Source organism: Gluconacetobacter aggeris (genome assembly GCF_014174395.1).
GTDB lineage: Bacteria > Pseudomonadota > Alphaproteobacteria > Acetobacterales > Acetobacteraceae > Gluconacetobacter > Gluconacetobacter aggeris.
Map to the genome: position 1 here is coordinate 40,160 of NZ_JABEQD010000008.1, position 22,160 is coordinate 62,319.

Below are 22,160 nucleotides of genomic sequence, written 5' to 3' on the forward strand. Positions count from 1 at the left end.
ATCGGTATCGCCAGCCGGCAGGCAGGGCACGCCCATATCGGCCTATTTCCTGTTTTGTACATTTCCGGATTCGTCGCGGCCCTCATCGAGGCGGCTGGATTTCCAGCCTGCGGGCCGGGAAAGGACACCATGACCCGCGCTCCCGGATATACCCGCCACAGGCCCGGACATGCGGTATCGCCTTACCGCCCGGCCGCATTGCGGCTCTGCCTGCCGCTGCTCCTCTCCGCCTGCACGCTGTCCTCGCCCGGTCTCCCGCCTCCGGGTGGCACACCTGTCCTCGCCAGGCAGGTTCACGCCATTCTCGATGCGCCCGCGCTCGGCGGCACACGCTGGGGACTGCTCGTCACCGACATGGACGGGCAGGAAATCCTGGCCATCGATCCCGACCGGCGGTTCGTCCCGGCATCCAACACCAAGCTGTTCACGACGGCGGCCGCCCTCGCATCCCTGCCGGACCTGTCCGACCCCGACCGCGCGGGAGGCGCCGCGGTGCGGCTGGTGCCCCATGAAGGCGGCGCTCCGGACGTCGCCCTGATCGGCGCGGGCGACGCCAGCCTGTCCGACCGGCCCGATTGCCGGACCGATTGCCTGTCGCGTCTCGCCGATGCCACGGCCGCAGCGGGCATCCGGCGCGTCCATGACGTCATGGGGGACGACAGACTCTTCCCTGACGAACGCTGGGGACCCGGATGGAGTTGGAACACCCTGCAAACCCGTTCGGGCGCGGCGGTCTCCGCACTCACGCTCGACGACAATGTCGCCGCGCTGTCCGTGACGCCGGGCTCCGCCGCGGGTTCTCCGCCATCCGCCACCTGGAAGGACGGAGAAACCTATCTGAAGCTCGACAACCAGGCCGTCACCGTCGGGCAAGGCAAGACCGACCTCCGGATCGAGCGCCAGCCCGGCGCGCGCTGGGTACGGCTTTATGGCACCATCGCGGCCGGGGCACCGCCGGAAATCCTGGGCATCGGCATCGAGGACCCCGCCGACTTCGCGGCCTGGCATTTCCGCCGCCTGCTGGAGGCACGCGGAATCGCGGTGGAGGGCGGCAGTGGCGCGTGGCATCGCCCGCTCACCCTCGGCGATGACGCCAATGCCCCGCCGCCGTCCCCCCTTCCGCCCGCGCCCGTACTCGCCCGCCTGACCCCGCCGCCGCTGGCGGACGATATCCGTCATCTTCTCAAGGTCAGCCAGAATCTCCACGCGGAACTATTGTTGCGACGTCTCGCACTGGCACACGGAACGGGATCGACCGCGCAGGGCATCGCACGGCGCGACGCCATCCTCGCCGCCGCCGGCGTTCCCCGCTCCGGCTTCTCTCTTGCCGATGGCTCGGGCATGTCGACATACGACCGCGTGACGCCCCGTGCCGTGGCGGCCCTGCTCCGCTGGGCGAACCGGCAGCCATGGGGGCCGGCATGGCGCCAGGATTTTCCGGTCGCGGGCGAAGACGGCACGCTGGCAAAACGCTTCGCGGGCACGGCACTGGCCGACAGGCTCTTCGCCAAGACCGGCACGCTCAACGCCACGCACGCGCTGTCCGGCTACATGATGGCCGCCAGCGGGCGGATGCTGATCGTCTCCTTCTTCGCCAACGACGTACCGCCGGATGTCGGCCGGTCCACGGCGGCGATGGACAGGGCGCTCCTGGCCGTGGCAACGGCGGAATGAAGGATCAGGCCCGGGGAACGTTGCGCTCCAGCTCCTCCAGCCACAGAAGCGCATTGCCGTCCGAGGGCGCGCGCCAGTCGCCGCGCGGCGACAACGCGCCGCCGGCCACCACCTTCGGCCCATTGGGCATCGCCGAACGCTTGAACTGACTGAAGCCGAAGAACCGGCTCAGGAACACCGACAGCCAATGCCGGATCGCAGGCAGGTCATAGGCCACGCGCCGATCGGCCGGGAACCCCGGCGGCCAGGAGCCCGCCGCCGGGTCGCGCCAGGCGATTTCCGCCATATAGGCAATGCGCGACGGCCGGAAACCATGGCGCAGCACATGGTAGAGCGTGAAATCCTGCAACGCGTAGGGCCCGATCTTCTCCTCGGTGCTCTGCAAGGCCTGGTCGGAACCGGCCGGGATCAGCTCGGGCGAGATCTCGGTTGCCAGAATCGCCTCCAGCACCCGCGCCGCGTCATCCTCCACCCGGCGCGAGGCGACGACCCAGCGGATCAGATGCTGGATCAGCGTCTTGGGCAGGCCGGCATTGACGTTGTAGTGCGACATCTGGTCGCCGACGCCGTAGGTACACCACCCCAGCGCCAGCTCCGACAGATCCCCGGTACCGATCACGATCCCGCCATGCTGGTTGGCCAGCCGGAACAGGAAATCGGTCCGCAACCCGGCCTGCACGTTCTCGAACGTCACGTCATATTGCGGCACGCCGCTGGCAAAAGGGTGCCCCATCTGTTCCAGCATCATCCGCGCGGTCGGGCGGATATCCAGCTCGGCCGCCGCGACCCCCAGCGCCCGCATCAGCGCCATGGCGTTGGACTGCGTGCCGGGGCTGGTACCGAAGCCGGGCATGGTATAGGCCAGCACCGCATCGCGCCCCAGGCCCAGCTCGTCGGCGGCCCGGATCGCCACCAGCAGCGCCTGGGTGGAATCCAGCCCCCCCGACACGCCGATCACCATGCGCCGCGCCCCGGTGGCCAGCAGGCGCTGCTTCAGGGCCGAAACCTGGATCGTCCAGGCTTCGAAACAATCCTGCTCCAGCCGCGCGGGGTCGCTGGGCACGAACGGAAAACGCTCGATCCGCCGCAACAGCCCCAGATCGCCCGGCGGCGGCGCCAGCGCGAAGCCGATCCGCCGCCATGCCGCATCCCCCCGCGCCCTCCGGCAATCGGCAAACGTCCCCATGCGGCTGCGTTCCTGCCGCAACAGGTCCAGATCGACATCCGCCACCGCGCGGTGCGGCCCCTGCGGAAAACGAACCGTTTCCGCCAGCAGCGCCCCGTTTTCATAGATCGACACCTGCCCGTCCCAGGCCAGGTCGGTGGTCGATTCCCCTTCCCCCGCCGCCGCATAGACATAGGCACACAGCGCGCGCATCGATTGCGAGCGGCAGAGCAGGTCGCGCTGCTCGGCCTTGCCCACCGTGATGTCGCTGGCCGACAGGTTGGCGATCACGGTGGCACCCGCGAGCGCCGCCTCCGTGCTGGGGGGCACGGGCACCCATACGTCCTCGCAGATCTCGACCGCGATCACCAGGCCGGGCAGGTCCTCGGCCTCGAACAGCAGGTCGGTACCGAACGGCGCCGTCTGCCCCGCGACATCGATCGTCCGGCCGCGCAGGCCGGCCCCGGCGACGAAATGCCGGGCTTCGTAGAATTCGCGGTAATTCGGCAGGTAGCTCTTGGGCACCACGCCCAGAATGATCCCGCGATGCAGCACCACCGCGCAATTGTACAGCGCATCGCCATGCCGCAGGGGCGCGCCGGCCACCACCACCGGCATCAGGCCGGCCGTCGCCTCCGCCAGGCTCGCCAGCGCCCGCCCGACCGCGTCGAGCAGCACGTCCTGCTGGCGCAGATCGTCGATCGCGTAGCCCGACACGCCCAGTTCGGGAAAGACCGCCAGCGCCACGCCCTGCTCATGGCACGCCCGCACCATATCGGCCATGCGCGCGACATTGGCCGCCGGGTCCGCCAGCGCCACCGGCAGGGTGCATCCCGCCACCCGCGCGAAACCCTGACGATAGAGAGAGCGAAAATCCGGCACGATAAGTCACCCGCCTGCTGGAAGCCCTGCCCGAAACATGGGGCAGGGAGGTTGAATCGCCCCATCGGGCACGCATGGCGGCAAGCCATCACAACCGCGCCATAACAGGTCGTAGCGCATGAATCCGCCACGCAAAACGCAACCCTGACGACAGCCAGCGATTGAAGCCCTGACGGACCCTGCGGTCCAGACACATGAATCGGAGGATATCCCGATGGACCTCTTACGCTGGACCCTGATCTTTCTTGTCCTCGCCCTGCTGGCCGCGGTCTTCGGCTTCGGCGGGTTCGCGGCCGATTTCGCCTATATCGGCAAGATCCTGTTCTTCATCTTCCTCGTGCTGTTCATCGTCGGCCTGATCTTCGGCCGCGGGCGAGGCAGTACGCTATGACCGCCAGCACACAGGCCGCATACAGCCCGTCCATCCCGGCCATGGACACCGGCAGCGCGCCGACCAGATAGGTCGGCGCGTCGCAGGGCTTCGACGGGCGCAGGGGCATGGCGGCCAGGCGCTCGGCGAAGGTGCCGGGATGAAAGACCGGGGCCTGGCATTCCGGCAGCGGGCTGGGCCACCAGCCCTGCTCCACCCCGACATGAACGGCCGACAGGCCACAGGCCGCCAGCATGACCGGAATGCCCAGCCACAGCAGGCCCCGCGCCACCCGGCCGCGCGACAGGGCGGCGAACAGGCCCAGGACCGCCAGCACGCGCCAGGGCCAGCGTTCCCACAGGCACAATCCGCATGGCACCTCGCCCAGCCCGTGCTCGACCCAGGCGGCAATCCCCAGGGCCGCCAGGCCGGCAACCATCAGCATCGCACCGGGGGCCCATCCCATCCCCCCGTCCCGCCGCCTCATGGCGCGGCGGCCAGGGGCGCCCCGACCGGCGGTGCCGCGTCCAGCGCCTGCAGGAAATCCCGCGCCCAGCAGCCCGCCGTGGTCCGGCGCACATCCTCGTCCAGGCGGGTCCAGCGCCGCTGGCGTTCCTCCAGCCCCATGGTCAGCGCCTGGTGCAGCGCATCGGCGATCTCGTCGGCGTCATAGGGATTGACCAGCACCGCCTCATCCATTTCCGGCGCCGCCCCCGCGAAATGCGACAGGACCAGCACACCGGGGTCGGCCGCGTCCTGCGCCGCGACATATTCCTTCGCCACCAGGTTCATCCCGTCGCGCAGCGGCGTGATCAGCGCCACATCGGCCATGCGGTAGAACCCGGCCAGGATGTCCCGCGCGACCGGCCGCGTCAGGTAGCGGATCGGCGTCCAGTCGAATTCGGCATAGGCGCCGTTGATCCGGCCCGTCAGCTCGTCGAGCTGGCGCCGGAGCTGGCGATATTCCTCCACATCGCCGCGCGACACCGGGGCGACCTGAAGAAACGAAACGCGGCCCCGATGTTCGGGATAGCGGGCCATGAACGCCTCATACCCCCGAAAGCGCTCGGGCAGGCCCTTGGAATAATCCAGCCGGTCTACCCCTAGGATCAGCGCCGTCCCGCGCAGGCTGGCGCGCAGGCGCTCGGCCTCGTCGCGCCTGACCCCGGCCTCGGCCTGTTCGCGGAACTCGTGCGGATCGATGCCGATCGGAAAGGCCCGCGCCCGCTCGGCCAGCCCGTTCTGGCGGAAGGCATGGTTCAGATTGTCCGCATCCTCCTCGGTCTGCACCCCGATCAGGTCATAGGCCTGCATGTCTTCCAGCAGCAGGCGCGCCCCGGGCATCGAGCGCACCAGGCTCCAGGGCGGGACGGGAATATGCAGGAAGAACCCGATCCGCCCTGCGACACCCAGGTCGCGCAGCGCCTGGCCCAGCGGGAACAGGTGATAATCATGGACCCAGATCACGTCGTCCGGCTGCAGCAGCGCGCGCAGGCTGCGCGCGAACATGGCATTGACCTCCAGATAGGTCTGCCAGTCGCGCCGCGAATAGCTCATCAGCCCGACACGGTAATGGAACAGCGGCCACAGGATGCCATTCGAGAAATTCTGGTAGAATCCCTCATGCTGGCGCGCCGTCAGGTCGATCGTGGCATAGGTCACGCCATCGACCTCATCCATCCCCGTGACGGGATCGCCCGCGAACTCGGACTGGTTGCCCGACCAGCCGAACCACAGCGACGACCCGCCGCGCAGCGCATCCTTCAGTCCCACGGTCAGGCCACCCGCCGGCTGAAGACGCTCGCGCGGCGACGGTACCCGGTTGGATACGATGATCAGACGCCCCATGAATCCGCCCCTCCCGCCGCCAGCGTGGCCAGCCATGCCCGGAAGGCCGCGGGGTCGGGGAAATCCCGCGGGATGCGGAACCCGGCCCCGCCCAGCGCCTCGGCCGCGCGTATCCCGTCCTCGTCCGTCACATCGTCGCCGACGAAGATCGGATGCCGCCCCGCGAAGGGCGGCGACTGCATCAGCGCCGCCACCGCATGGCCCTTGTCCACGCCGTGGGGGCGGATTTCCCACGCCATCTTGGCCATCTGGACATGAAAGCGCCCATGGGTCGACGCCACCCACGATTCCGCGACCTCGCGCAGCAGATCCGCAACCTCGGGCGCCGCCCGGTAATGCAGGACGAAACCCGCCGGCTTGCGCTCGATCCGCACGCCGGGATGCTGCGCGGCCAGGGTTTCGGCGGCCGGCAGCCAGGTCGGCGGCAGGGGCGGCTGTTCGGTCCGCACGATCGGGCCACCCGGACGATGCCGCACGGCCAGGCCATGCTCGCCCGCCACGGCAAAGGGCACATCGCCGAGAAAATGGTCGATCTGGTCCACCGCGCGGCCCGAGATCACCGCCAGCGCATCGCCGCACTTCGCCCGCAGCCGCCGCAGCACGTCAGGCAGGCCGGGGGCAACGACAACCGATTCCGGGGTCGGCGCGATATCCACCAGCGTGCCGTCGAAATCCAGCAGCAGGGCCGCCTCGGCTGGGGGCGGCATGAACCGGCCGGCCGGGCCGGCATAATCCGTCGGGCTCATGGGCATTCTCGACTCCTTGGGACCGAAGGCGCGTCATTCATCCCGAACCGACACCGGCGGGACAGGTTGCCTCCCACCCCCGTCAGGGGGGCAGGAGGGATTGCGGCTGACCCGGCTGGGCCTGCGACGCCGGGGGGGCACTCGATGCAGGCGCAGGCCGGGCGGCTGCCGCCGCGCCGGTCTCGAAAGGCACCGGCGGAGGCAGTGGCAGCGGCCGGCCCGCCGGCGGCGCGGCGGCGCCGGCGGGCCGGGGAACGGCGGCCGGCACGGGTGCGGACTCGTCGGGCGGCAACAGGGCTAGCGGCGCCCCGCCAAGATGCGCCCCGCCGAGATGCGCAACGGGCGCGGCGGGTGCCGGAGCGGGCGTGACGGCGGGCTGGCCGGCCGAGGGGGCGGCCGGAACCGTCACGATCCGCGTCCCCGGTACCGGGGCGTCCGCCGCCGGCGCACCGGGTGCCGGCGTGTCCGCCCCCTGCGTGCCCGGCACCGGCTGATCGGCCGACGGAACCGTGGCCGCCGCCAGGGCTGCCAGGGGCGGCGGAACGGGGGCCACCGCGTCGCCCGCGCAGCCAATGAGGCGCACGGCATAGACCGGGTCCTGGAAGACACCCAGGAACGGTTCCCCCGCCAGCATCCACCCGCGAAACCCCGGCCCGTCCTGCCGCGTATCGCGCACCGCCAGCCAGCCCGCCGCGTCCGGGGCCAGCGTCGCCGGCCGGTCGCGGCAGGCACCGACGTGAATCGTCAGCGCCTTGAAGGTCGCATCCTGCCCCACCGGAATGGTCAGCACCTGGACACTGGAATCCAGCGTATCCAGCACCCGCACGGTCGCCACCGTGCGTCCCTGCCAGGTATCGGCGGGATAGATCGCCGGCGGCGGCACGATTTCCTGCGCCCCGGCAGGGATGCCGCCCCAGCCCAGCGCCAGCACGGCGGCCAGGGTCGCGCGGAAAGGCACCGCCCGGCACGATACCGGGCGGACCAGGCGCCAGTCGCAACGCCTCACGATCGCGGGCTTCGCAGCGCGGCCGCGACCTCCATGATCAGACGCCGCATGCCATCCTCGTCGACACCGATCAGCACCGCGTCCTCGAACGTGTCACGCATGACCTCGCAAAGTTCGGCATAATTTTCAGTCAGCACCCTGATCTTGTCCTGGCACGAAACCGGGCTGCCGTCGGACTGGCGCCAGACGGCAGGCGGCGGCGGAAGAGCGCCATCGCTCATGGCAGGTCGCTCCCCCCGGTGTGACCTCCCGGCGCGGGTGTGGCCCCCGGCGGCGCGGCGCCCTGGTTCGCACGCTGCTGGTTGGCCTTGGTCATCGTATCGGTCACCGAGAAGATGAAGCGGCTGAGCAGTTGCTCCAGGCTGATCGCCCCCTGGGTCTCGGTAATCGCGGCCCCCGGCCGCAGCATGGACTCGCTGCCCCCCGGCGACAGGGCCACATACTTGCCGCCCAGCAGGCTGTCGCTGGTGATGATGGCGGCACTGTCGGTCGGCAACTGGACGTCCGGACGCACGGTAAAGGTCACCTGCGCCTTGAAATCGGACGGATTGACCCGCTCGTCGACCACCTGCCCCACCGTGACCCCGGCCAGCCGGACATCGGACCCGACCGACAACCCGTCGATATGGGCGAAGGCGGCATGCAGCCGGTAGCCGGTCTCATGCCGGCGCCCCTTATCGACCACGGCAAGCGCCAAAAGGCCGCCCAGCAGCACAAGAACACCGCACCCGGCGGCGAGCTCGGCCGAATTCCGGCTCATCCGGCCTGCAACCGCACTGACCATTCTGACTCTGTTCCCCAATTCACGGCGATGCGAGAACCTTAACAGGTTCCGCCCGCCGTTTCACCCTTCGGGAATCCAGGCCTCGTAATCGCTGGTCGAGGGGGCACGGCGACCGCCGCGATAGTCGCTTCCCGGCGGAAGATAGGCATCGACCGTCCCGGTCCGGTTGCCCGGATAGGGGATCTGCCACGGCTGGCGTGCACTCTCCGGCAGGGGCGCCTCATCGACATGATGCAGCCATCCCCACCATTCGGGCGGCACGACCGACGCGTCCTCGCCCTTGTGATAGATGACCCAGCGCTCATGCCGCGTCAGACCGCCGCCGGTACGATTCGCGGTACGCGCCTCGTAATAGCACCGGCCATCGGCATCCTTGCCGACCAGCCGGCCCTTGAACCTGGTGTAGATGCGGGTGCCGAGATTTGCCATGTGCCGAGGATAACCCTCTTTCCGGCGGGTGGTCCACCCGCTGCCCGGGGACTCGGCCGTTCACAACTCCGGGATCGGGAAACCACCAACTTATCCCCCATATCCACAATATACAGTGGTCTGTATAGTCCAGGACCCACCATATACGGCTTCCGCCCCGTCCCGAAGCGGGCCTAGAGTGAATGCCATGACAGCCCGAAGCCACTGGAACGGCGTGCGCATGCGTACCACGCAGGCCGCCGCGGACCCGGACGACGCCCTCCGCGCCGTCACCCTGCCCGTCGACTGGGACGACGAGGCGGCGGCGGCCCTGGCACGCCTGGCACCCGGTCGTGGCGCGGCACGCCTGGCGACCGAAGCCGCGCGCTGGGTGGACGATCTGGCGGTCGACTCCCTGGCCACGCAGGCCCGGTCGCTGTCCTGCCTTCTCATGCTGCGCCAGGCGGCCCCGACCGAGTCCCTCTGGACCGGCCAGCACGACCGGCGGCCCGGCTTCGTGGTCAATCTGGCGGCCTTCGTGCAGCCGGGCAGCGGCTTCCTGGCCGAGGATTTCGTGGCCGCGCTGCGCCTGCTCTGCCTGGTGCTGCGCGACGTGGCGGACCGCAAGGCGTCGCTGCGCAATGGCGAGCTGCCCTTCCCCGAGCTGGCGCCGCCCCCGGCGCCGCGCGGACGCAAGGCCAGGACCACCCCCGAACCCCAGCCGACCGGCCCCGCGCCGGTGGCCGGCGACCTGCTGATGACCAATCTCGATGCCTGCCTGGCGGCGCTGGGGCTGGATTATGACGGCGACGCCGGCCGCGACGTGGCCTGCAGCCTGGCATCGCTGGCAACCTCGGTCGCCCATGCCGGATGCGGGGCCGAAACCCTGCTGCTGCCCCCCGCGCGCAGCACCGTCCCCGGCCTCGCGGAAACCGCCCGCGCCGTCTGGCGCGACGCGGCGGTCGAGACCGACACCCCCCTGCCCCGGATCGAGACCGGCTTTTCCGCCCCCGGCCCGATCGACGCGCTGCTGGGGGTGGAGGCCTGCGGCCTCGCGCCCATCTTCTCGCCGCTCCGCCCCGATGGCCGGCTGGCCGCCAGCACCCTGTCGCGCCTGACCGCGCGGGGCCTGACGCCCGAGGCCGCCTTCGCCGCCGCCCTGGCGGGCGAAAGCGTGCTGCCCCTGCCGGATATCGAGGCCCACAAGGCGATGCACCGCGCGCTGGCCGGCTTCGTCGACCGCATGCCGGCCCGGCCGGACCCGACGGCCATGCCCACCCTGCGCGCCCGGCTGGCCCTCGATCGCGGGGTGCGGCGGCATCTGCCCGCCCGTCACGGCGGCTTCACGCAGAAGGCCAGCGTCGGCGGCCACCGCCTGTTCCTGCGCACCGGCGAATATGAGGACGGGTCGCTGGGCGAGGTCACGATCACCCCGGCGCGCGAGGGGCCGATGACGCGCGGCCTGCTGGACGCGCTGGGCCAGGCCGTCAGCATCGGCCTGCAATATGGCGCCCCGCTGAACGAATATGTCGATGCCTTCGCCTATACCCGTTTCGGCCCCGCCGGCACGGTCGAGGGCGATCCGGTCGCCTCCTACGCGACCTCGATGCTGGATTACGCGTTCCGGGCCTTGTCGGATGCCTATCTGGGCCACAGACTGCCCGACGCGCCGCATCAGGACGGGCTGACCGACATCCCGGCGCCGATGCTGCCGCTGGATTTCCCCGAAACGAAGGGGGACAATACCACCCGGCGCGGCAGACTGCGCCTGGTCGGCTGAGAGGCCGTTTGCAAAGCCGCCCGCCCGTTTCGGACAAGGAGCCCCGTTCATGACCGACACACCCGAAACCCGCCTGGACCGGCACGGCATCATCCTGCCCGTGCCCCCCGCCCCCGTCGCCACCTATGTCGCCACCGTGCTCAGCGGGTCGCTGCTGGTCGTCTCCGGCCAGTTGCCGCTGGCCGAAGGCAAGCTGTTCGCCACCGGCAAGCTCGGCGCCGACGTCGCGGTCGAGGTCGGGGTCGAAGCCGCCCGCTACGCCATGATCAACGTGATCGCGCAGGTCCGCGCCGCGGTGGGCGACCTGTCGCGGGTCCGCCGCGTCGTCCGCCTGGGCGGCTTCATTTCCTGCGTGCCCAGCTTTACCCAGCATGCCACGGTGATGAACGGCGCCTCGGACCTCGCGGTCGCGATCTTCGGCGATGCCGGCCGGCACGCACGCTCGACCATCGGCGTGCCGTCCCTGCCGCTCGATGCCGCCGTCGAGGTCGAAGGCCTGTTCGAGATCGCCTGACCCGGGCGGCGCGGACATGACCGCCCTGACCCTGAGCCTGCATCCCGCCATCGCCGACATCCCGGCGACGGAATGGGATGCCTGCGCCGGCCCCGACAATCCATTCGTCAGCCACGCCTTTCTCTCGGCACTGGAAGACAGCGGATCGACCGGCCCGCGCACCGGCTGGCTGCCGCAGCACGCCGCCATCCGCGACGCCGCCGGCCGCCTGCTGGCCGTGGCGCCGATGTACGCCAAATCGCATTCCTACGGCGAATATGTCTTCGACCAGACCTGGGCACGGGCGTTCGAGCAGGCCGGCGGCGATTATTATCCCAAACTGCAGGTCGCGGTGCCGTTCTCGCCGGTGCCGGGCCCCCGGCTGCTGGTGCGTGCCGACGCGGCGGACAGTGCGGGCTTGCGTCAGGCCCTGGCCGGCGCCCTGCGCCAGGCCGCCACCGAACTGGGCGTCTCCTCGGTCCATGTCACCTTCTGCACCGAGGACGAATACACGCTGCTGGGCGAGGCCGGCTGGCTGCAACGGCTGGGGGTCCAGTTCCACTGGGACAATGGCGGCTATGCCAGCTTCGACGATTTCCTGGCCACGCTCGCCTCGCGCAAGCGCAAGGTCCTGAAGCGCGAGCGGCGGGACGCCAATCAGTGCGGCCTGACATTCCGCGCCGTGCAGGGCCGCGCGATCACCCCCGATCTCTGGGCGCATTTCTACCGGTTCTATACCGCAACCGTCGATCGCAAATGGGGCAGCGCCTATCTCACGCCCGAATTCTTCCCCCTGCTGTCGGAACGGCTGGGCGACCGCGTGGTCCTGATGCTGGCCGAACGCGACGGCACGCCGGTCGCGGGCGCGCTGAACCTGATGGGCACGGACACGCTCTACGGGCGCAACTGGGGCTGCGACGGCGACTACCCGTTCCTGCATTTCGAGCTGTGCTATTACCGCGCCATCGATTTCGCCATCGCCCACGGCCTCCGCCGGGTCGAAGCCGGCGCCCAGGGCCAGCACAAGATCCAGCGCGGCTACCGCCCCACCCCCACCTACTCGGCCCACTGGATCGCCCACCCCGGCCTGCGTCGCGCGGTAGCCGATTTCGTGGTCCACGAACGCGAGGCCATGCTGCACGAAATGGCGGAACTGGATGCGCAGTCGCCCTATCGTGCAGTGGGCGAGGACTAAGCATTTCTTCTTTTTCTGAAGAAAAAGAAGCAAAAAGACTTTGATCCGTTCAGGGTCCTCGTATGCCAACAGTATAAAACTCCTGACCGGATCAGACTTTTTACGGATATTCTCTGAAGCCGCCCTCAACCGCAAATTCCCTTGACCTCGCGCGGTTCGGCTCGTCCTTTACCTTCAAGAGCCAACCACGAAAGGAGAAATGCATGTTTTTGTTCGGAATTGGTGCGCTCGTCTCCGCGGTTCTGTTTGGTCTGTGGCTGTGGGTCGACAATCAGGCAGCGACCGAAGAAAGCCCCAAAGGCAGCCGCGATGCCAAAGAGGCCGATGCCGAGTTCGAACGGACGATGAAGGACATCGAGAAAGGAAAATAGGCGGCGCGTCGTGGCGCCGTCAAATTCCTGTCTGCGTTTACGATTTACGGGATTGAATGGTGCCCCGAGGCCGCTCCTGGCGACTTCGTCCCCTTCGACACTGCCGGCAATGCGCCACTGATCGCAGAGATGCCCCATCGCCATTTTCAAAACGGCTGAACCTGCTGCGCAATCAGGAATTTTTCCGGCTCTTCCCTTCAGGAAGAACGTCTGGCAGCGCCATATGGACGTGAACATCAACGGCTATTTCTACATCGTTCGCGCCGCCCTCCCCCATCTCGGCAAGGGCAGCGCCATCATCAACACGTCGTCGATCAATGCGTTCGCCGGCAACAGATCCCTGGTCATGGCGGTCGCGGACGTCACCGGCAATCCGCTCTGGCGTCACCGTGCCATCAGGATCGCCGAGCGCTTCATCCATACCTTCGCCCGCAACGCCGCCTATGCCGTCCCGAAGCATTTCGATCTCGACTGGACGATCCTGAAGGATTTCCACAGGGACAAGCCGACCGACGATCCGGAACAACCGCCCTTCGGCCATGGTCTATGCAGGCAAGGCCGATCTCTACCACGCCTGGCAGGCAACGCTGACGCCGCTCCTGCCCCTGGCGCCGAGCTTCGCCACAGCAGTCGCCATACTCGATCAATAAGAAAGCGGCCGGGCCCGAAAGCCCGGCCGCCTCGGGCATCAGCCGGCCGCGATCGCCTTGCGCAGGTTGGTGTCCAGCACCGCCAGGAAGTCCTGGGTCGTCAGCCACTTCGCGTCCGGCCCGATCAGCAGGGCCAGGTCCTTGGTCATCTGCCCCGCCTCGACCGTCTCGACGCAGACGCGTTCCAGCGTCTCGGCGAAATGGGTCACGTCGGGCGTGTTGTCGAACCGGCCGCGATAGGCCAGGCCGCGCGTCCAGGCGAAGATCGAGGCGATCGGGTTCGTGCTGGTCGGCCGGCCCTTCTGATGCTCGCGATAATGGCGCGTCACCGTGCCGTGCGCGGCCTCGGATTCCACCACGTCGCCGGTCGGGTTCAGCAGGACGGAGGTCATCAGCCCCAGGCTGCCGAAGCCCTGGGCCACGATGTCGCTCTCGACGTCACCGTCATAGTTCTTGCACGCCCAGACATAGCCGCCGCTCCATTTCAGGGCCGAGGCCACCATGTCGTCGATCAGGCGATGCTCGTAGGTCAGGCCCAGCGTCTCGAAATCGGCCTTGAACTCGGCGTCGTAGATCTCCTGGAACACGTCCTTGAACATGCCGTCATAGGCCTTCAGGATCGTATTCTTGGTCGACAGGTAGACCGGCAGCTTGCGGTCGCGGCCATAGGTCAGCGACGCGCGGGCAAAGCCCTCGATCGAGGCGCGGGTATTGTGCATGCCCAGCGCGACGCCGGGGCCCTTGAAATCATGCACGTCCAGCGTAACCGGCGCGCCGCCGTCGGCCGGCGTATAGGTCAGGGTCACCTTGCCGGGGCCCGGGATCTTGGTCTCGGTGGCGCGATAGATGTCGCCATAGGCATGACGGCCGATGACGATCGGCTGCGTCCAGTGCGGCACCAGGCGCGGCACGTTGGAGCAGATGATCGGCTCGCGGAAGATCGTGCCGTCAAGGATGTTGCGGATCGTGCCGTTGGGCGAGCGCCACATCTTCTTCAGCCCGAACTCGGCCACGCGGGCTTCGTCGGGGGTGATCGTCGCGCATTTCACGCCGACCCGGTATGTCTTGATCGCCTCGGCGGCCTCGACGGTCACCTGGTCGTCGGTGGCGTCGCGGTGCTCGATTCCCAGGTCGTAATATTTCAGGTCGATATCGAGATACGGGAGAATCAGCTTCTCCTTGATGAAGCTCCAGATGATCCGCGTCATCTCATCGCCGTCGAGTTCGACGACCGGTTCCTTCACCTTGATCTTGGCCATACGGCTTTTCCTCTTGGTTCTTCCTGCCTACGAGGCGAAACATGTCATTGGGCCCGGAGGAACCTGGCGGTCCCCGGCCTGTCCCCGCCCTGTCCTGGCCGCGCGATGCGCACGCCGCGAAATCCGGGCCCAATGTCATACCGGCCCGCACGAAGGCTGCCTAGCAGTCCTCGCAACTCTGTTATGACAATCGCGGCATTCTACTTGCGAATGATTATCATTCGAATATAATGGACGTCACACCCCACTCGATGGAGTCCCGGATGCAGCGCCACCTCTCGACCGGTTCCACCCTGATCTCCTCCCTGCTGGCCCACGATCGGACCAGTCGGCCATCTCCCCGTCGCGACCGTCCTCTCTCCCCGTCACCCTGGCCCGACCCCACGCGCCCCCCTCTGGAATCACGATCGGGTCATCGCCTGGGCGCGCTGATCCAGATCATAGCGCAGGGCCATGCCGACATGATGGAATGAGCAGGCAATCCCGACCGACGCGCCGGAGACCCGACCATGCATGCGATGAGACTGGATGCCCCGCACTCCCCCCTGCAATGGGTCGAACTGCCCGACCGCCAGCCCGGTCCCGGCCAGATCCGGGTGCGGGTCTGCGCCTGCGGCGTCTGCCGCACCGATCTGCATGTGGTGGACGGCGACCTGCCCTTTCCCGGCCACCCGGTCATACCGGGGCACGAGATCGTGGGGCGGATCGACGCGCTGGGCGAAGGAGTGCAGGGCCTGCAACTGGGGCAGCGGGTCGGTATCCCCTGGCTTGGCCATACCTGCGGCATCTGCCGCTACTGCCACACCGGCCATGAAAATCTCTGCGACCACCCGCTCTTCACCGGCTACACGCGCGATGGCGGCTATGCCACCGCCGCCATCGCCGATGCGCGATATGCCTTTCCACTGGGCGAGGAAGGCGACGATGTCGCGCTGGCCCCCCTGCTGTGCGCGGGCCTGATCGGCTGGCGATCGCTGGTGATGGCGGGCGAGGACGCAAGGACGCTGGGCCTCTACGGCTTCGGCGCCGCCGCCCATATCATCGCCCAGGTGGCCATCTGGCAGGGGCGCAAGGTCTACGGCTTCACCCGCCCGGGCGACCATGCAACGCAGGATTTCGCGCGCGGCCTCGGCGCGGCCTGGGCCGGCGGATCGGACGACCCGCCGCCCGAGAAGCTGGATGCCGCCATCATCTTCGCACCGGTGGGCGCGCTGGTACCCGCCGCCCTGCGCGCGGTGCGCAAGGGCGGGCGCGTCGTCTGCGCCGGCATCCATATGAGCGAGATCCCGGCCTTTTCCTACGATCTGCTGTGGGAGGAACGGCAACTGGTCTCGGTCGCCAACCTGACACGGCAGGACGGGATCGATTTCCTGTCCCTGGCACCGAAAATCGGCATCCGTACCCGCACGACGCGCTATCCCCTGCGCGATGCCAATCGCGCGCTGGACGATCTGCGCGCCGGACGGTTCGAGGGCGCGGCCGTCCTGGTTCCCTGATTCCGCAGGGTCGCCCCCTGCCGGGCGCAGGGCAGGCCCCTGCGACGCGACGGCGCTTTCGCTCTGGTATTTTCGGCTGCGATTCTTTATGGAGCGCGATCCCGCCATTGTGCCCTTGCCTGTCTCGCGCCACGTCGCGACGTGGCTTCTTCTGTCCGGATGATCCGCCCCATGCCTTTTCCCGAAACCCATCCCGCCCTCCGGCGCGCCCTCGACGCGCGCGGCTATGACGAGCCCACGCCGGTCCAGCAGGCCGTGCTGGATGTCGCGGCGGACGGCAGGGACCTGCTGGTGTCGGCCCAGACCGGATCGGGCAAGACGGTGGCGTTCGGGCTGGCCATGGCCGACACGCTGCTGGGCGGGGCGGAGCGGTTCGGGCCGGCCGGCGCGCCGATGGCCGTCATCGTCGCCCCCACGCGCGAACTCGCCATGCAGGTGCAGCGCGAACTGACATGGCTGTACGCGCCGGCGGGCGGGCGCATCGTCTCCTGCATCGGCGGCATGGACGCACGGCGCGAGGCACGGGCACTGGAAATCGGCGCCCATATCGTCGTCGGCACCCCCGGTCGCCTGTGCGACCATCAGAGCCGCGGCCGTCTGGTCCTGTCGGAACTGCGCGTCGTGGTGCTGGACGAAGCCGACGAGATGCTGGACCTCGGCTTCCGCGAGGAACTGGAGCAGTTGCTGGACGCAATGCCCGCCACGCGCCGCACGCTGCTGTTCTCGGCCACCATCGCCAAGGAAATCGCCTCGCTGGCGCGGCGCTACCAGCGCGACGCGCTGCGCATCGACACGCTGTCCGGCGCCCGCCAGCATGCCGACATCACTTACCGCGCCGTGCTGACCGACCCGCGCGAGATCATCCCGGCGGTGGTCAACATCCTGCGCTATACCGACAGCCCCACCTCGATGGTGTTCTGCGCCACCCGCGAACTGGTGCGCCACATGCAGGGCGCGCTGCTCGAACGCGGCTTCGCCTCGGTCGCGCTGTCGGGCGAACTGGGCCAGAACGAGCGCACCCGCGCCATCGACAGCCTGCGCACCGGCCAGGCCAGCGTCTGCGTCGCGACCGACGTTGCGGCGCGCGGCATCGACATTCCGGCACTCGCCCTGGTGGTGCATGCAAGCCTGCCCACCGACAGCGCCACCCTGCTGCACCGTTCGGGCCGCACCGGCCGCGCCGGCCGCAAGGGCGTGTGCGCCCTGGTCGTGCCGGTCTCGATGCGCCGCCGCGCCGAGCGGCTGCTGGCCATGGCCAAGGTCACGGCGGAATGGACCGCCGTCCCCACCGCCGATGCCATCCGCGCCCAGGATTTCGAACGGCTGCTGACCGACCAGAGCCTGACCGAAGCCGCCGCCCCGGGCGACGAGGAACAGGTCGCCCGCCTGGCCGCCGACCGCACCCCCGAACAGTTGGCCACCGCCCTGCTGCAGATGTACCGCGCCCGCCTGCCGGACCCTGAGGACATCCGCCCCCTGCGCGTCGACGCCCCCCGCCCGCCGCGTGACGGCGAACCCGCCGCCCGCCGCGAGCGTCCGGCCCGTGACGACCAGGGCCCGCGCGGCGACGGCGTGTGGTTCTCCATGAGCGTCGGACGGCAGGACAAGGCCGACCCGAAATGGCTGGTGCCGCTGATCTGCCGCCTGGGCGGCGTACGCAAGAACGAGATCGGCTCGATCCGCATCGCCGGCGACCACACGCTGTTCGAAATCGCCACGGCCTCGGCCGAGCGCTTCAGCGCCTGCGTCGCCGCCACCGATTCCGACGAGGTCCAGATCAGCCCGGCACAGGCCCCGGCGGGCGGCGGTGGCCGAGGCGGCGATCGCGGCCCCGGCGGCGCGCCGCGTGGACGTGGCCCGCGTGGCGCCCCCCCGTCCGGCGCCCCCCGGCGTCGTCCGGCGGCCGGCCCGTCATCGTCGCGCAAGCGCGGCGCATAAGGCCGGCAGAACTGTAACCCGCCCGGATCACACGATCCGGGCGGGTCACCGCAGTCTTTTACAGCCCCCCCGTCAGCATGTTGGCTGCGTTCGTCCGCGTCTGCTGACCCAGCGCATTCAGACGGTTCTGTTCGGTCGTGCCGGCGTTGCGCAGACGGTCCATCTGGCGCTGCGGCGTATTGCGCACGGCGTCGACGGCATCGCGGCCGCTTTGTACCCGCTGCTGCACGCCGTTCGTCACCCCATCGCGATAGGCACGGCCACGGCCCGCCAGGCAATCCTCGCGCTGGGCCAGGCGACCGGCGACATCCCATCCCGGTGCCGTCGACTGGTTGCGGGACTGGGTACAGGCATCATCCGCCGCGCGGGCAGCCGGCATGGCGGTGGTCAGCCCACCCGCCAGAACGGTCATGGGCAGGGCAAGAGCAAGTAGGGATTTCCGGATCGTCATCAATCGATTCTCACATTCTGTGACTACAGCGCACCGAACCATGCCGTCATGGCGGGAATAGGTCCATCGTATGGCAGAACCGGGCCAGCCGCATGGGTCGCGCGCCGTCCCCATACGGGCAGTCAACGGCCGGCCATTATCCCCGATTTGATCCCTGAATATCATTTAATATATGCATGGATCGCATAGATAACGGTCAGCAGCAGGCGGAGGAGCAGGGACGGCATGAATATCATCGCGGATTTCGGCGTATTCGTGATGGTTCCATGGCTGGCCTGGCGTCTGTTGGGGCGAACGATTCCGATCGCGGTGCTGCCGATCGTGATGGGTATCCTGATCGCCGTGACAGGCTGGCCCACCGATCGCCTGGGCGTGCCGTCCGCCACAGGCGATATGATCGGCTGGCTGGCTGTCTTGATCCTGGCCTTCACCGCCGGGCTGGAAATGTGGCAGCACCCCGGCGAGGACCCATCGGCTGCCATGCCGGAAACCTCCCTGCCCAGGCTGCTGGGCAGCGCATTCGTCGCCCTGGCCATACCGTTCGGCATCGGCACGCTGCTGGTCCATGCGGTGCTGATGCCCCAGCCGGACTGGCAGGCGCCGGACGGGCAGAACTGGATCGGCGCCATGGCGATCGGCCTGTGCATCGCCGTCAGCGCCCTGCCGGTCCTGATCGGCATCGTCCGCGAACTGGCCCCCACCGAACGGGGGGTGGGGCAATTGGCGCTGCGGCTGGCCGTCGTGGACGACATGGCGCTATGGACCGGGCTGGCGGTGCTGCAATTCGCGGCCAAGGGCTCCTCCGCGCTGCAGGGATGGAGCCATTTCCAGATCCTGGCGGTCCTGCTCCTGGGCGCAATGGTGGCGGTCAGCGGCTGGGCAACCCGCCGTTTTCCCGCACCGCCCCTGTGGCTGATCTGGGGGGTGCTGCCGATATGGCTGGCGGCCGGATCATGGGCCAGCATGCAACTGGGCCTGCATGAGCTGATCGGCGCCTATGCCGCCGGCGCGCTGATGCCCCCAAGCTGGGTACGTCGCCTGCCGGTCGAACAGGTGGGCAGCCTGGCACTGGTCTGGCTCGCGCCCCTCTTCTTCGGCCATAGCGGCATGCATATCGACGGCCGCGCCCTGACCTTTCCCTCGATCCTGGCATCGCTGCTGCTGGTCGGGATCTCGATCGCCAGCAAACTTGGCGCGGTCTGGCTGTATCCGCCGTCACCCAGCCTCCGCGGCCGGCAGGCGCTGGCGGCCGGCGCCCTGCTGCAATGCAAGGGGCTGATGGAAATCGTCGCCGCCACCATCCTGCACCAGCGCGGCATGGTCTCCAACTTCGCCTTTGCCTCGCTCATGCTGCTGGCCGTGATTTCAACGGTGCTGACGGGCCCGATGTTCCGCCTGTTCGACGGCGGCCGGAAGGCATAAGCCCCCCGCTCTCGACGCCATCCGGCAGGCGGTCCAGGATACGGCGAGACGCATCAAGGATGCCCAAGGAGCCGTTGCCCATGTCCACCCCCCTTCTCCATTCCGCCCGATGAGCCTGGACTCCGTCCGCGCCTTCCTGGCCGAGCGCGCGCCCGACCTGGCCATCATCGAACTGGACCAGCCGACCGCAACGGTGGCCGAAGCCGCCGCCGCGCACGGCGCGCATCCCGCGCAGATCGCCAAGACCATCTCGCTGCGACTGGGCGAGGAGGTGGTGCTGGTGGTTGCGGCCGGCACCGCCCGGCTGGACAATCGCAAGACCAAGGATGTCTTCGGTCACAAGCCCCGCATGCTCGACCGGGCGGAGGTCGAGCAATTGACCAGCCACCCGGTGGGCGGCGTCTGTCCGTTCGGACTGCCCGCCCCGCTACCGGTCTATTGCGATGTATCGCTGCGCGCTTTCGAAACGGTCATTCCCGCCGCCGGCGCGATCAACAGCGCCGTGCGCCTGTCGCCCGGCCGGCTGGCCGAACTGACCGAGGCCATCTGGGTCGATATCTGTCAGGCGCCGGCCTGAAGGCACGATCGGAAAAACGGGCCGGGAGCGGCCCGCCGCTTCAGCGGATCGTCAGGCGCGGCTGCGGAATCTCGACCGTCGGCACCGGCTGAAGCTGCACGGAAGGCACCGGCGGGGCGGCTTCGATCTGTGGCGCGGTCTTGACCACCGCCACCGGGATGGCGGTGTAACGCGGCTTGGGCGGCGCCTTGGGATGCCGCGACAGTGTCACGAACAGCACGCCATAAGCCACGGCAAGCACGACCAGCACCCCGAGCTTGAGCTTTTTCGGGTTCGGTAACCGGGGCAAGACAGACGAGGGCGCGAAACGCTGGCGCATGGCGGGGACGATATTCCTGAACGGGCGGTGCGCCGGCACGCGGCTGATGGGGCGATCCTACACCAGACGGACGCACCCTGCCACGGGTAGCCCCGCCTTACGTTTCCACCCCAAAAATGGGCTACGGGAAGAATATTTTAAACTTCGCGTCCGGATAAGCGTCCTGTGACCTCGGGCAGTCGAAGGTTTTGGCATGAATCTGACGATGTGCCGGTATCAGGCAGCGCCGGAAGACGCTCACCTTCATCTCAGGAGCCATGCCGACGTGCCGTGTCGTCTTACGCGTCTCATCCATGCCTGCTCCATTGCCCTGCTTCTGATCGACCATCCCGCCAGGGCGACCGAACCGCCGCAAACCGCCGACCTGCTGCTCGAGGCCCCCTATCGCCGGGCCTATGTCGTCATGCAGCGCTTTCCGGACTGGATCAGTCGCGGACAAGCCACCTCGACGCCCGTGACGCCGGTCGCAACCGGGGGCCACGCCTATCTGCTGGGGCATCTGTGCAAGCCGCACGATTGCGGCAACAACCAGCTCGATATCGTTTTCGCAGCCGATGGCCACGCCGCCTGGGGGGTGCTGCATGTCCGGCCCGACGCGCAGCATCCGTTCCTGCAAAGCTGGCTGGGCAATCCCGATGAGGACATCCAGGCCCTCCTGCTGCGGAACTACGCCGCCCACAATCCATCTTCCCCTTGAAAGCGTCGCGGCGCGCAGGCAGGCGTCGCGCCCGGCGCCCTTTCGTCCACCGGCACTTCCTGCCATAGTCCCGCCGATCCCGCGGCGCCGCCGCCAGACCGGCCCGGCGCCCCCCGGGGAAAGCACGGGATCGCTGTCGAGCAGCACGCGTCGCGTCCCCGGGGCCTCGCGCCAGTGGAATGCCCAGTGTGACGATCACCCATCCCGGCCGGCTGGCCATCCTGTTCCTGTCCGGCATCCTCGCCGCCTCTCCCGCGATCGCGCAGGACGATGAGGAGGGGGCGCCGTCCTCCACCACGGTCGAACTACAGAAACTGGTCGCGGTCCTGCAAAGCGACCCCAACGCCACCAGCCAGCCATGCGTCGACGCCCTGACCGAACTGCACAAGACCCAGGACACGCTGGAAGCCGAACAGAAACGGACCAACGATCCCGATGTCGGGGTCGCGCGTGATGTGCTGGAAACGGATTTCGAAACCGCAGTCCAGTCCTGCAGCCCGGACGCCACCGCATTGTGTGAAAAGAACGGCAACGACCCCAAGCTGGCCCGTGCCTGCATGGCGCTGGACCAGCCCGCCGCCCCGCCGAAGTAAACAACCGTCAGGGGCAGGACGCTGGCGCATCCTGCC

Annotated in this window: 24 protein-coding genes and 1 pseudogene; 13 read left to right on the forward strand and 12 right to left on the reverse strand. The window is 68.7% G+C overall.

The features are described from left to right. Positions 1-129: 129 nt before the first annotated feature. Positions 130-1,674, forward strand: a complete 1,545-nt coding sequence (dacB, locus tag HLH36_RS12105) for a D-alanyl-D-alanine carboxypeptidase/D-alanyl-D-alanine endopeptidase (RefSeq protein ID WP_182986626.1) — start codon at positions 130-132, stop codon at positions 1,672-1,674. Between the two features lie 4 nt (positions 1,675-1,678). Here the strand turns inward: dacB and HLH36_RS12110 are convergent, their stop codons facing one another. Continuing rightward, positions 1,679-3,721 carry an NAD(+) synthase gene (locus HLH36_RS12110; RefSeq protein WP_182986627.1) on the reverse strand — a complete coding sequence of 681 codons (2,043 nt, stop codon included), beginning with the start codon at positions 3,719-3,721 and terminating at the stop codon, positions 1,679-1,681. A gap of 214 nt (positions 3,722-3,935) precedes the next feature. Here HLH36_RS12110 and HLH36_RS12115 point away from each other — a divergent pair, with 214 nt between their 5' ends. Next, positions 3,936-4,112, forward strand: a complete 177-nt coding sequence (locus HLH36_RS12115) for a DUF1328 domain-containing protein (protein ID WP_182986628.1) — start codon at positions 3,936-3,938, stop codon at positions 4,110-4,112. On the opposite strand, the gene HLH36_RS12120 is transcribed toward HLH36_RS12115, so the two are convergent. The 7 genes from HLH36_RS12120 to HLH36_RS12150 form a co-directional block, all read right to left on the reverse strand. Further along, entirely contained in the window at positions 4,066-4,557 is a 492-nt protein-coding gene (locus tag HLH36_RS12120) for a disulfide bond formation protein B (protein ID WP_182986629.1), read from the reverse strand. The genes HLH36_RS12115 and HLH36_RS12120 overlap by 47 nt on opposite strands. A gap of 17 nt (positions 4,558-4,574) precedes the next feature. After that, positions 4,575-5,939 carry an alpha,alpha-trehalose-phosphate synthase (UDP-forming) gene (locus HLH36_RS12125; RefSeq protein WP_182986630.1) on the reverse strand — a complete coding sequence of 455 codons (1,365 nt, stop codon included), beginning with the start codon at positions 5,937-5,939 and terminating at the stop codon, positions 4,575-4,577. Beyond that, positions 5,927-6,685, reverse strand: a complete 759-nt coding sequence (otsB, locus tag HLH36_RS12130; RefSeq protein WP_182979473.1) for a trehalose-phosphatase — start codon at positions 6,683-6,685, stop codon at positions 5,927-5,929. The genes HLH36_RS12125 and otsB overlap by 13 nt, the downstream gene beginning before the upstream one ends. 82 nt (positions 6,686-6,767) lie before the next feature. After that, positions 6,768-7,691: a DUF2155 domain-containing protein gene (locus HLH36_RS12135; RefSeq protein ID WP_338030447.1), complete on the reverse strand. Its 924-nt coding sequence runs from the start codon at positions 7,689-7,691 to the stop codon at positions 6,768-6,770. Next, a complete protein-coding gene (locus tag HLH36_RS12140; RefSeq protein ID WP_182986631.1) occupies positions 7,688-7,912 on the reverse strand; it encodes a hypothetical protein in 225 nt (74 codons plus the stop codon). Before HLH36_RS12140 ends, HLH36_RS12135 begins: the two co-directional genes overlap by 4 nt. Continuing rightward, on the reverse strand, positions 7,909-8,475 hold the full coding sequence (gene mlaD, locus HLH36_RS12145; protein WP_182986632.1) for an outer membrane lipid asymmetry maintenance protein MlaD: 567 nt from the start codon (positions 8,473-8,475) through the stop codon (positions 7,909-7,911). The genes HLH36_RS12140 and mlaD overlap by 4 nt, the downstream gene beginning before the upstream one ends. Positions 8,476-8,535: 60 nt before the next feature. After that, entirely contained in the window at positions 8,536-8,904 is a 369-nt protein-coding gene (locus HLH36_RS12150) for an NADH-ubiquinone oxidoreductase subunit NDUFA12 family protein (RefSeq protein ID WP_182986633.1), read from the reverse strand. A gap of 187 nt (positions 8,905-9,091) precedes the next feature. Here HLH36_RS12150 and HLH36_RS12155 point away from each other — a divergent pair, with 187 nt between their 5' ends. Genes HLH36_RS12155 through HLH36_RS12165 form a run of 3 tightly spaced genes read left to right on the forward strand, consistent with a single transcriptional unit; the run spans position 9,092 to position 12,351 of the window. Then, positions 9,092-10,663, forward strand: coding sequence for a TSCPD domain-containing protein (locus HLH36_RS12155; protein WP_220792820.1), 1,572 nt, complete (start codon positions 9,092-9,094; stop codon positions 10,661-10,663). Between the two features lie 49 nt (positions 10,664-10,712). Further along, positions 10,713-11,177 carry a RidA family protein gene (locus HLH36_RS12160; protein ID WP_182986635.1) on the forward strand — a complete coding sequence of 155 codons (465 nt, stop codon included), beginning with the start codon at positions 10,713-10,715 and terminating at the stop codon, positions 11,175-11,177. Between the two features lie 16 nt (positions 11,178-11,193). After that, positions 11,194-12,351, forward strand: coding sequence for a GNAT family N-acetyltransferase (locus HLH36_RS12165; RefSeq protein ID WP_182986636.1), 1,158 nt, complete (start codon positions 11,194-11,196; stop codon positions 12,349-12,351). Between the two features lie 125 nt (positions 12,352-12,476). Here HLH36_RS12165 and HLH36_RS12170 read toward each other — a convergent pair whose 3' ends face one another. Continuing rightward, complete coding sequence (locus HLH36_RS12170) at positions 12,477-12,959, reverse strand: hypothetical protein (RefSeq protein ID WP_182986637.1); 483 nt, start codon at positions 12,957-12,959, stop codon at positions 12,477-12,479. Between HLH36_RS12170 and HLH36_RS12180 the strand changes: the two are divergent. Further along, positions 12,931-13,372 (forward strand): annotated as a pseudogene (locus HLH36_RS12180) (SDR family oxidoreductase); the annotation flags it as partial. The gene HLH36_RS12170 and the pseudogene HLH36_RS12180 sit on opposite strands and share 29 nt — an antisense overlap. A 38-nt stretch (positions 13,373-13,410) precedes the next feature. On the opposite strand, the gene HLH36_RS12185 reads toward HLH36_RS12180, so the two are convergent. Next, positions 13,411-14,631 carry an NADP-dependent isocitrate dehydrogenase gene (locus tag HLH36_RS12185; RefSeq protein WP_182986638.1) on the reverse strand — a complete coding sequence of 407 codons (1,221 nt, stop codon included), beginning with the start codon at positions 14,629-14,631 and terminating at the stop codon, positions 13,411-13,413. 263 nt (positions 14,632-14,894) lie between these two features. Between HLH36_RS12185 and HLH36_RS12190 the strand changes: the two genes are divergently transcribed. From HLH36_RS12190 to HLH36_RS12200, 3 genes are all read left to right on the forward strand, one after another. Next, a complete protein-coding gene (locus HLH36_RS12190; RefSeq protein ID WP_182986639.1) occupies positions 14,895-15,104 on the forward strand; it encodes a hypothetical protein in 210 nt (69 codons plus the stop codon). Between the two features lie 36 nt (positions 15,105-15,140). Beyond that, on the forward strand, positions 15,141-16,127 hold the full coding sequence (locus HLH36_RS12195) for a zinc-dependent alcohol dehydrogenase family protein (protein ID WP_182986640.1): 987 nt from the start codon (positions 15,141-15,143) through the stop codon (positions 16,125-16,127). A 171-nt stretch (positions 16,128-16,298) separates the two neighbouring features. Continuing rightward, positions 16,299-18,065: a DEAD/DEAH box helicase gene (locus HLH36_RS12200; RefSeq protein ID WP_182986641.1), complete on the forward strand. Its 1,767-nt coding sequence runs from the start codon at positions 16,299-16,301 to the stop codon at positions 18,063-18,065. Positions 18,066-18,123: 58 nt separating this feature from the next. On the opposite strand, the gene HLH36_RS12205 is transcribed toward HLH36_RS12200, so the two are convergent. After that, positions 18,124-18,516: a hypothetical protein gene (locus tag HLH36_RS12205; protein ID WP_246373840.1), complete on the reverse strand. Its 393-nt coding sequence runs from the start codon at positions 18,514-18,516 to the stop codon at positions 18,124-18,126. A 225-nt stretch (positions 18,517-18,741) separates the two neighbouring features. On the opposite strand from HLH36_RS12205, the gene HLH36_RS12210 reads away from it, so the two are divergent. Together HLH36_RS12210 and HLH36_RS12215 are read left to right on the forward strand one after the other, a co-directional pair. Further along, on the forward strand, positions 18,742-19,938 hold the full coding sequence (locus HLH36_RS12210; RefSeq protein ID WP_182986642.1) for a cation:proton antiporter: 1,197 nt from the start codon (positions 18,742-18,744) through the stop codon (positions 19,936-19,938). Between the two features lie 109 nt (positions 19,939-20,047). Beyond that, on the forward strand, positions 20,048-20,515 hold the full coding sequence (locus HLH36_RS12215) for a YbaK/EbsC family protein (RefSeq protein WP_182986643.1): 468 nt from the start codon (positions 20,048-20,050) through the stop codon (positions 20,513-20,515). A 40-nt stretch (positions 20,516-20,555) separates the two neighbouring features. On the opposite strand, the gene HLH36_RS12220 is transcribed toward HLH36_RS12215, so the two are convergent. Next, a complete protein-coding gene (locus HLH36_RS12220; RefSeq protein WP_220792821.1) occupies positions 20,556-20,834 on the reverse strand; it encodes a hypothetical protein in 279 nt (92 codons plus the stop codon). Positions 20,835-21,099: 265 nt separating this feature from the next. On the opposite strand from HLH36_RS12220, the gene HLH36_RS12225 reads away from it, so the two are divergent. Together HLH36_RS12225 and HLH36_RS12230 are read left to right on the forward strand one after the other, a co-directional pair. After that, a complete protein-coding gene (locus HLH36_RS12225) occupies positions 21,100-21,531 on the forward strand; it encodes an Ivy family c-type lysozyme inhibitor (protein WP_338030448.1) in 432 nt (143 codons plus the stop codon). Between the two features lie 188 nt (positions 21,532-21,719). Continuing rightward, entirely contained in the window at positions 21,720-22,124 is a 405-nt protein-coding gene (locus HLH36_RS12230; protein ID WP_182986644.1) for a hypothetical protein, read from the forward strand. Positions 22,125-22,160 lie beyond the last annotated feature (36 nt).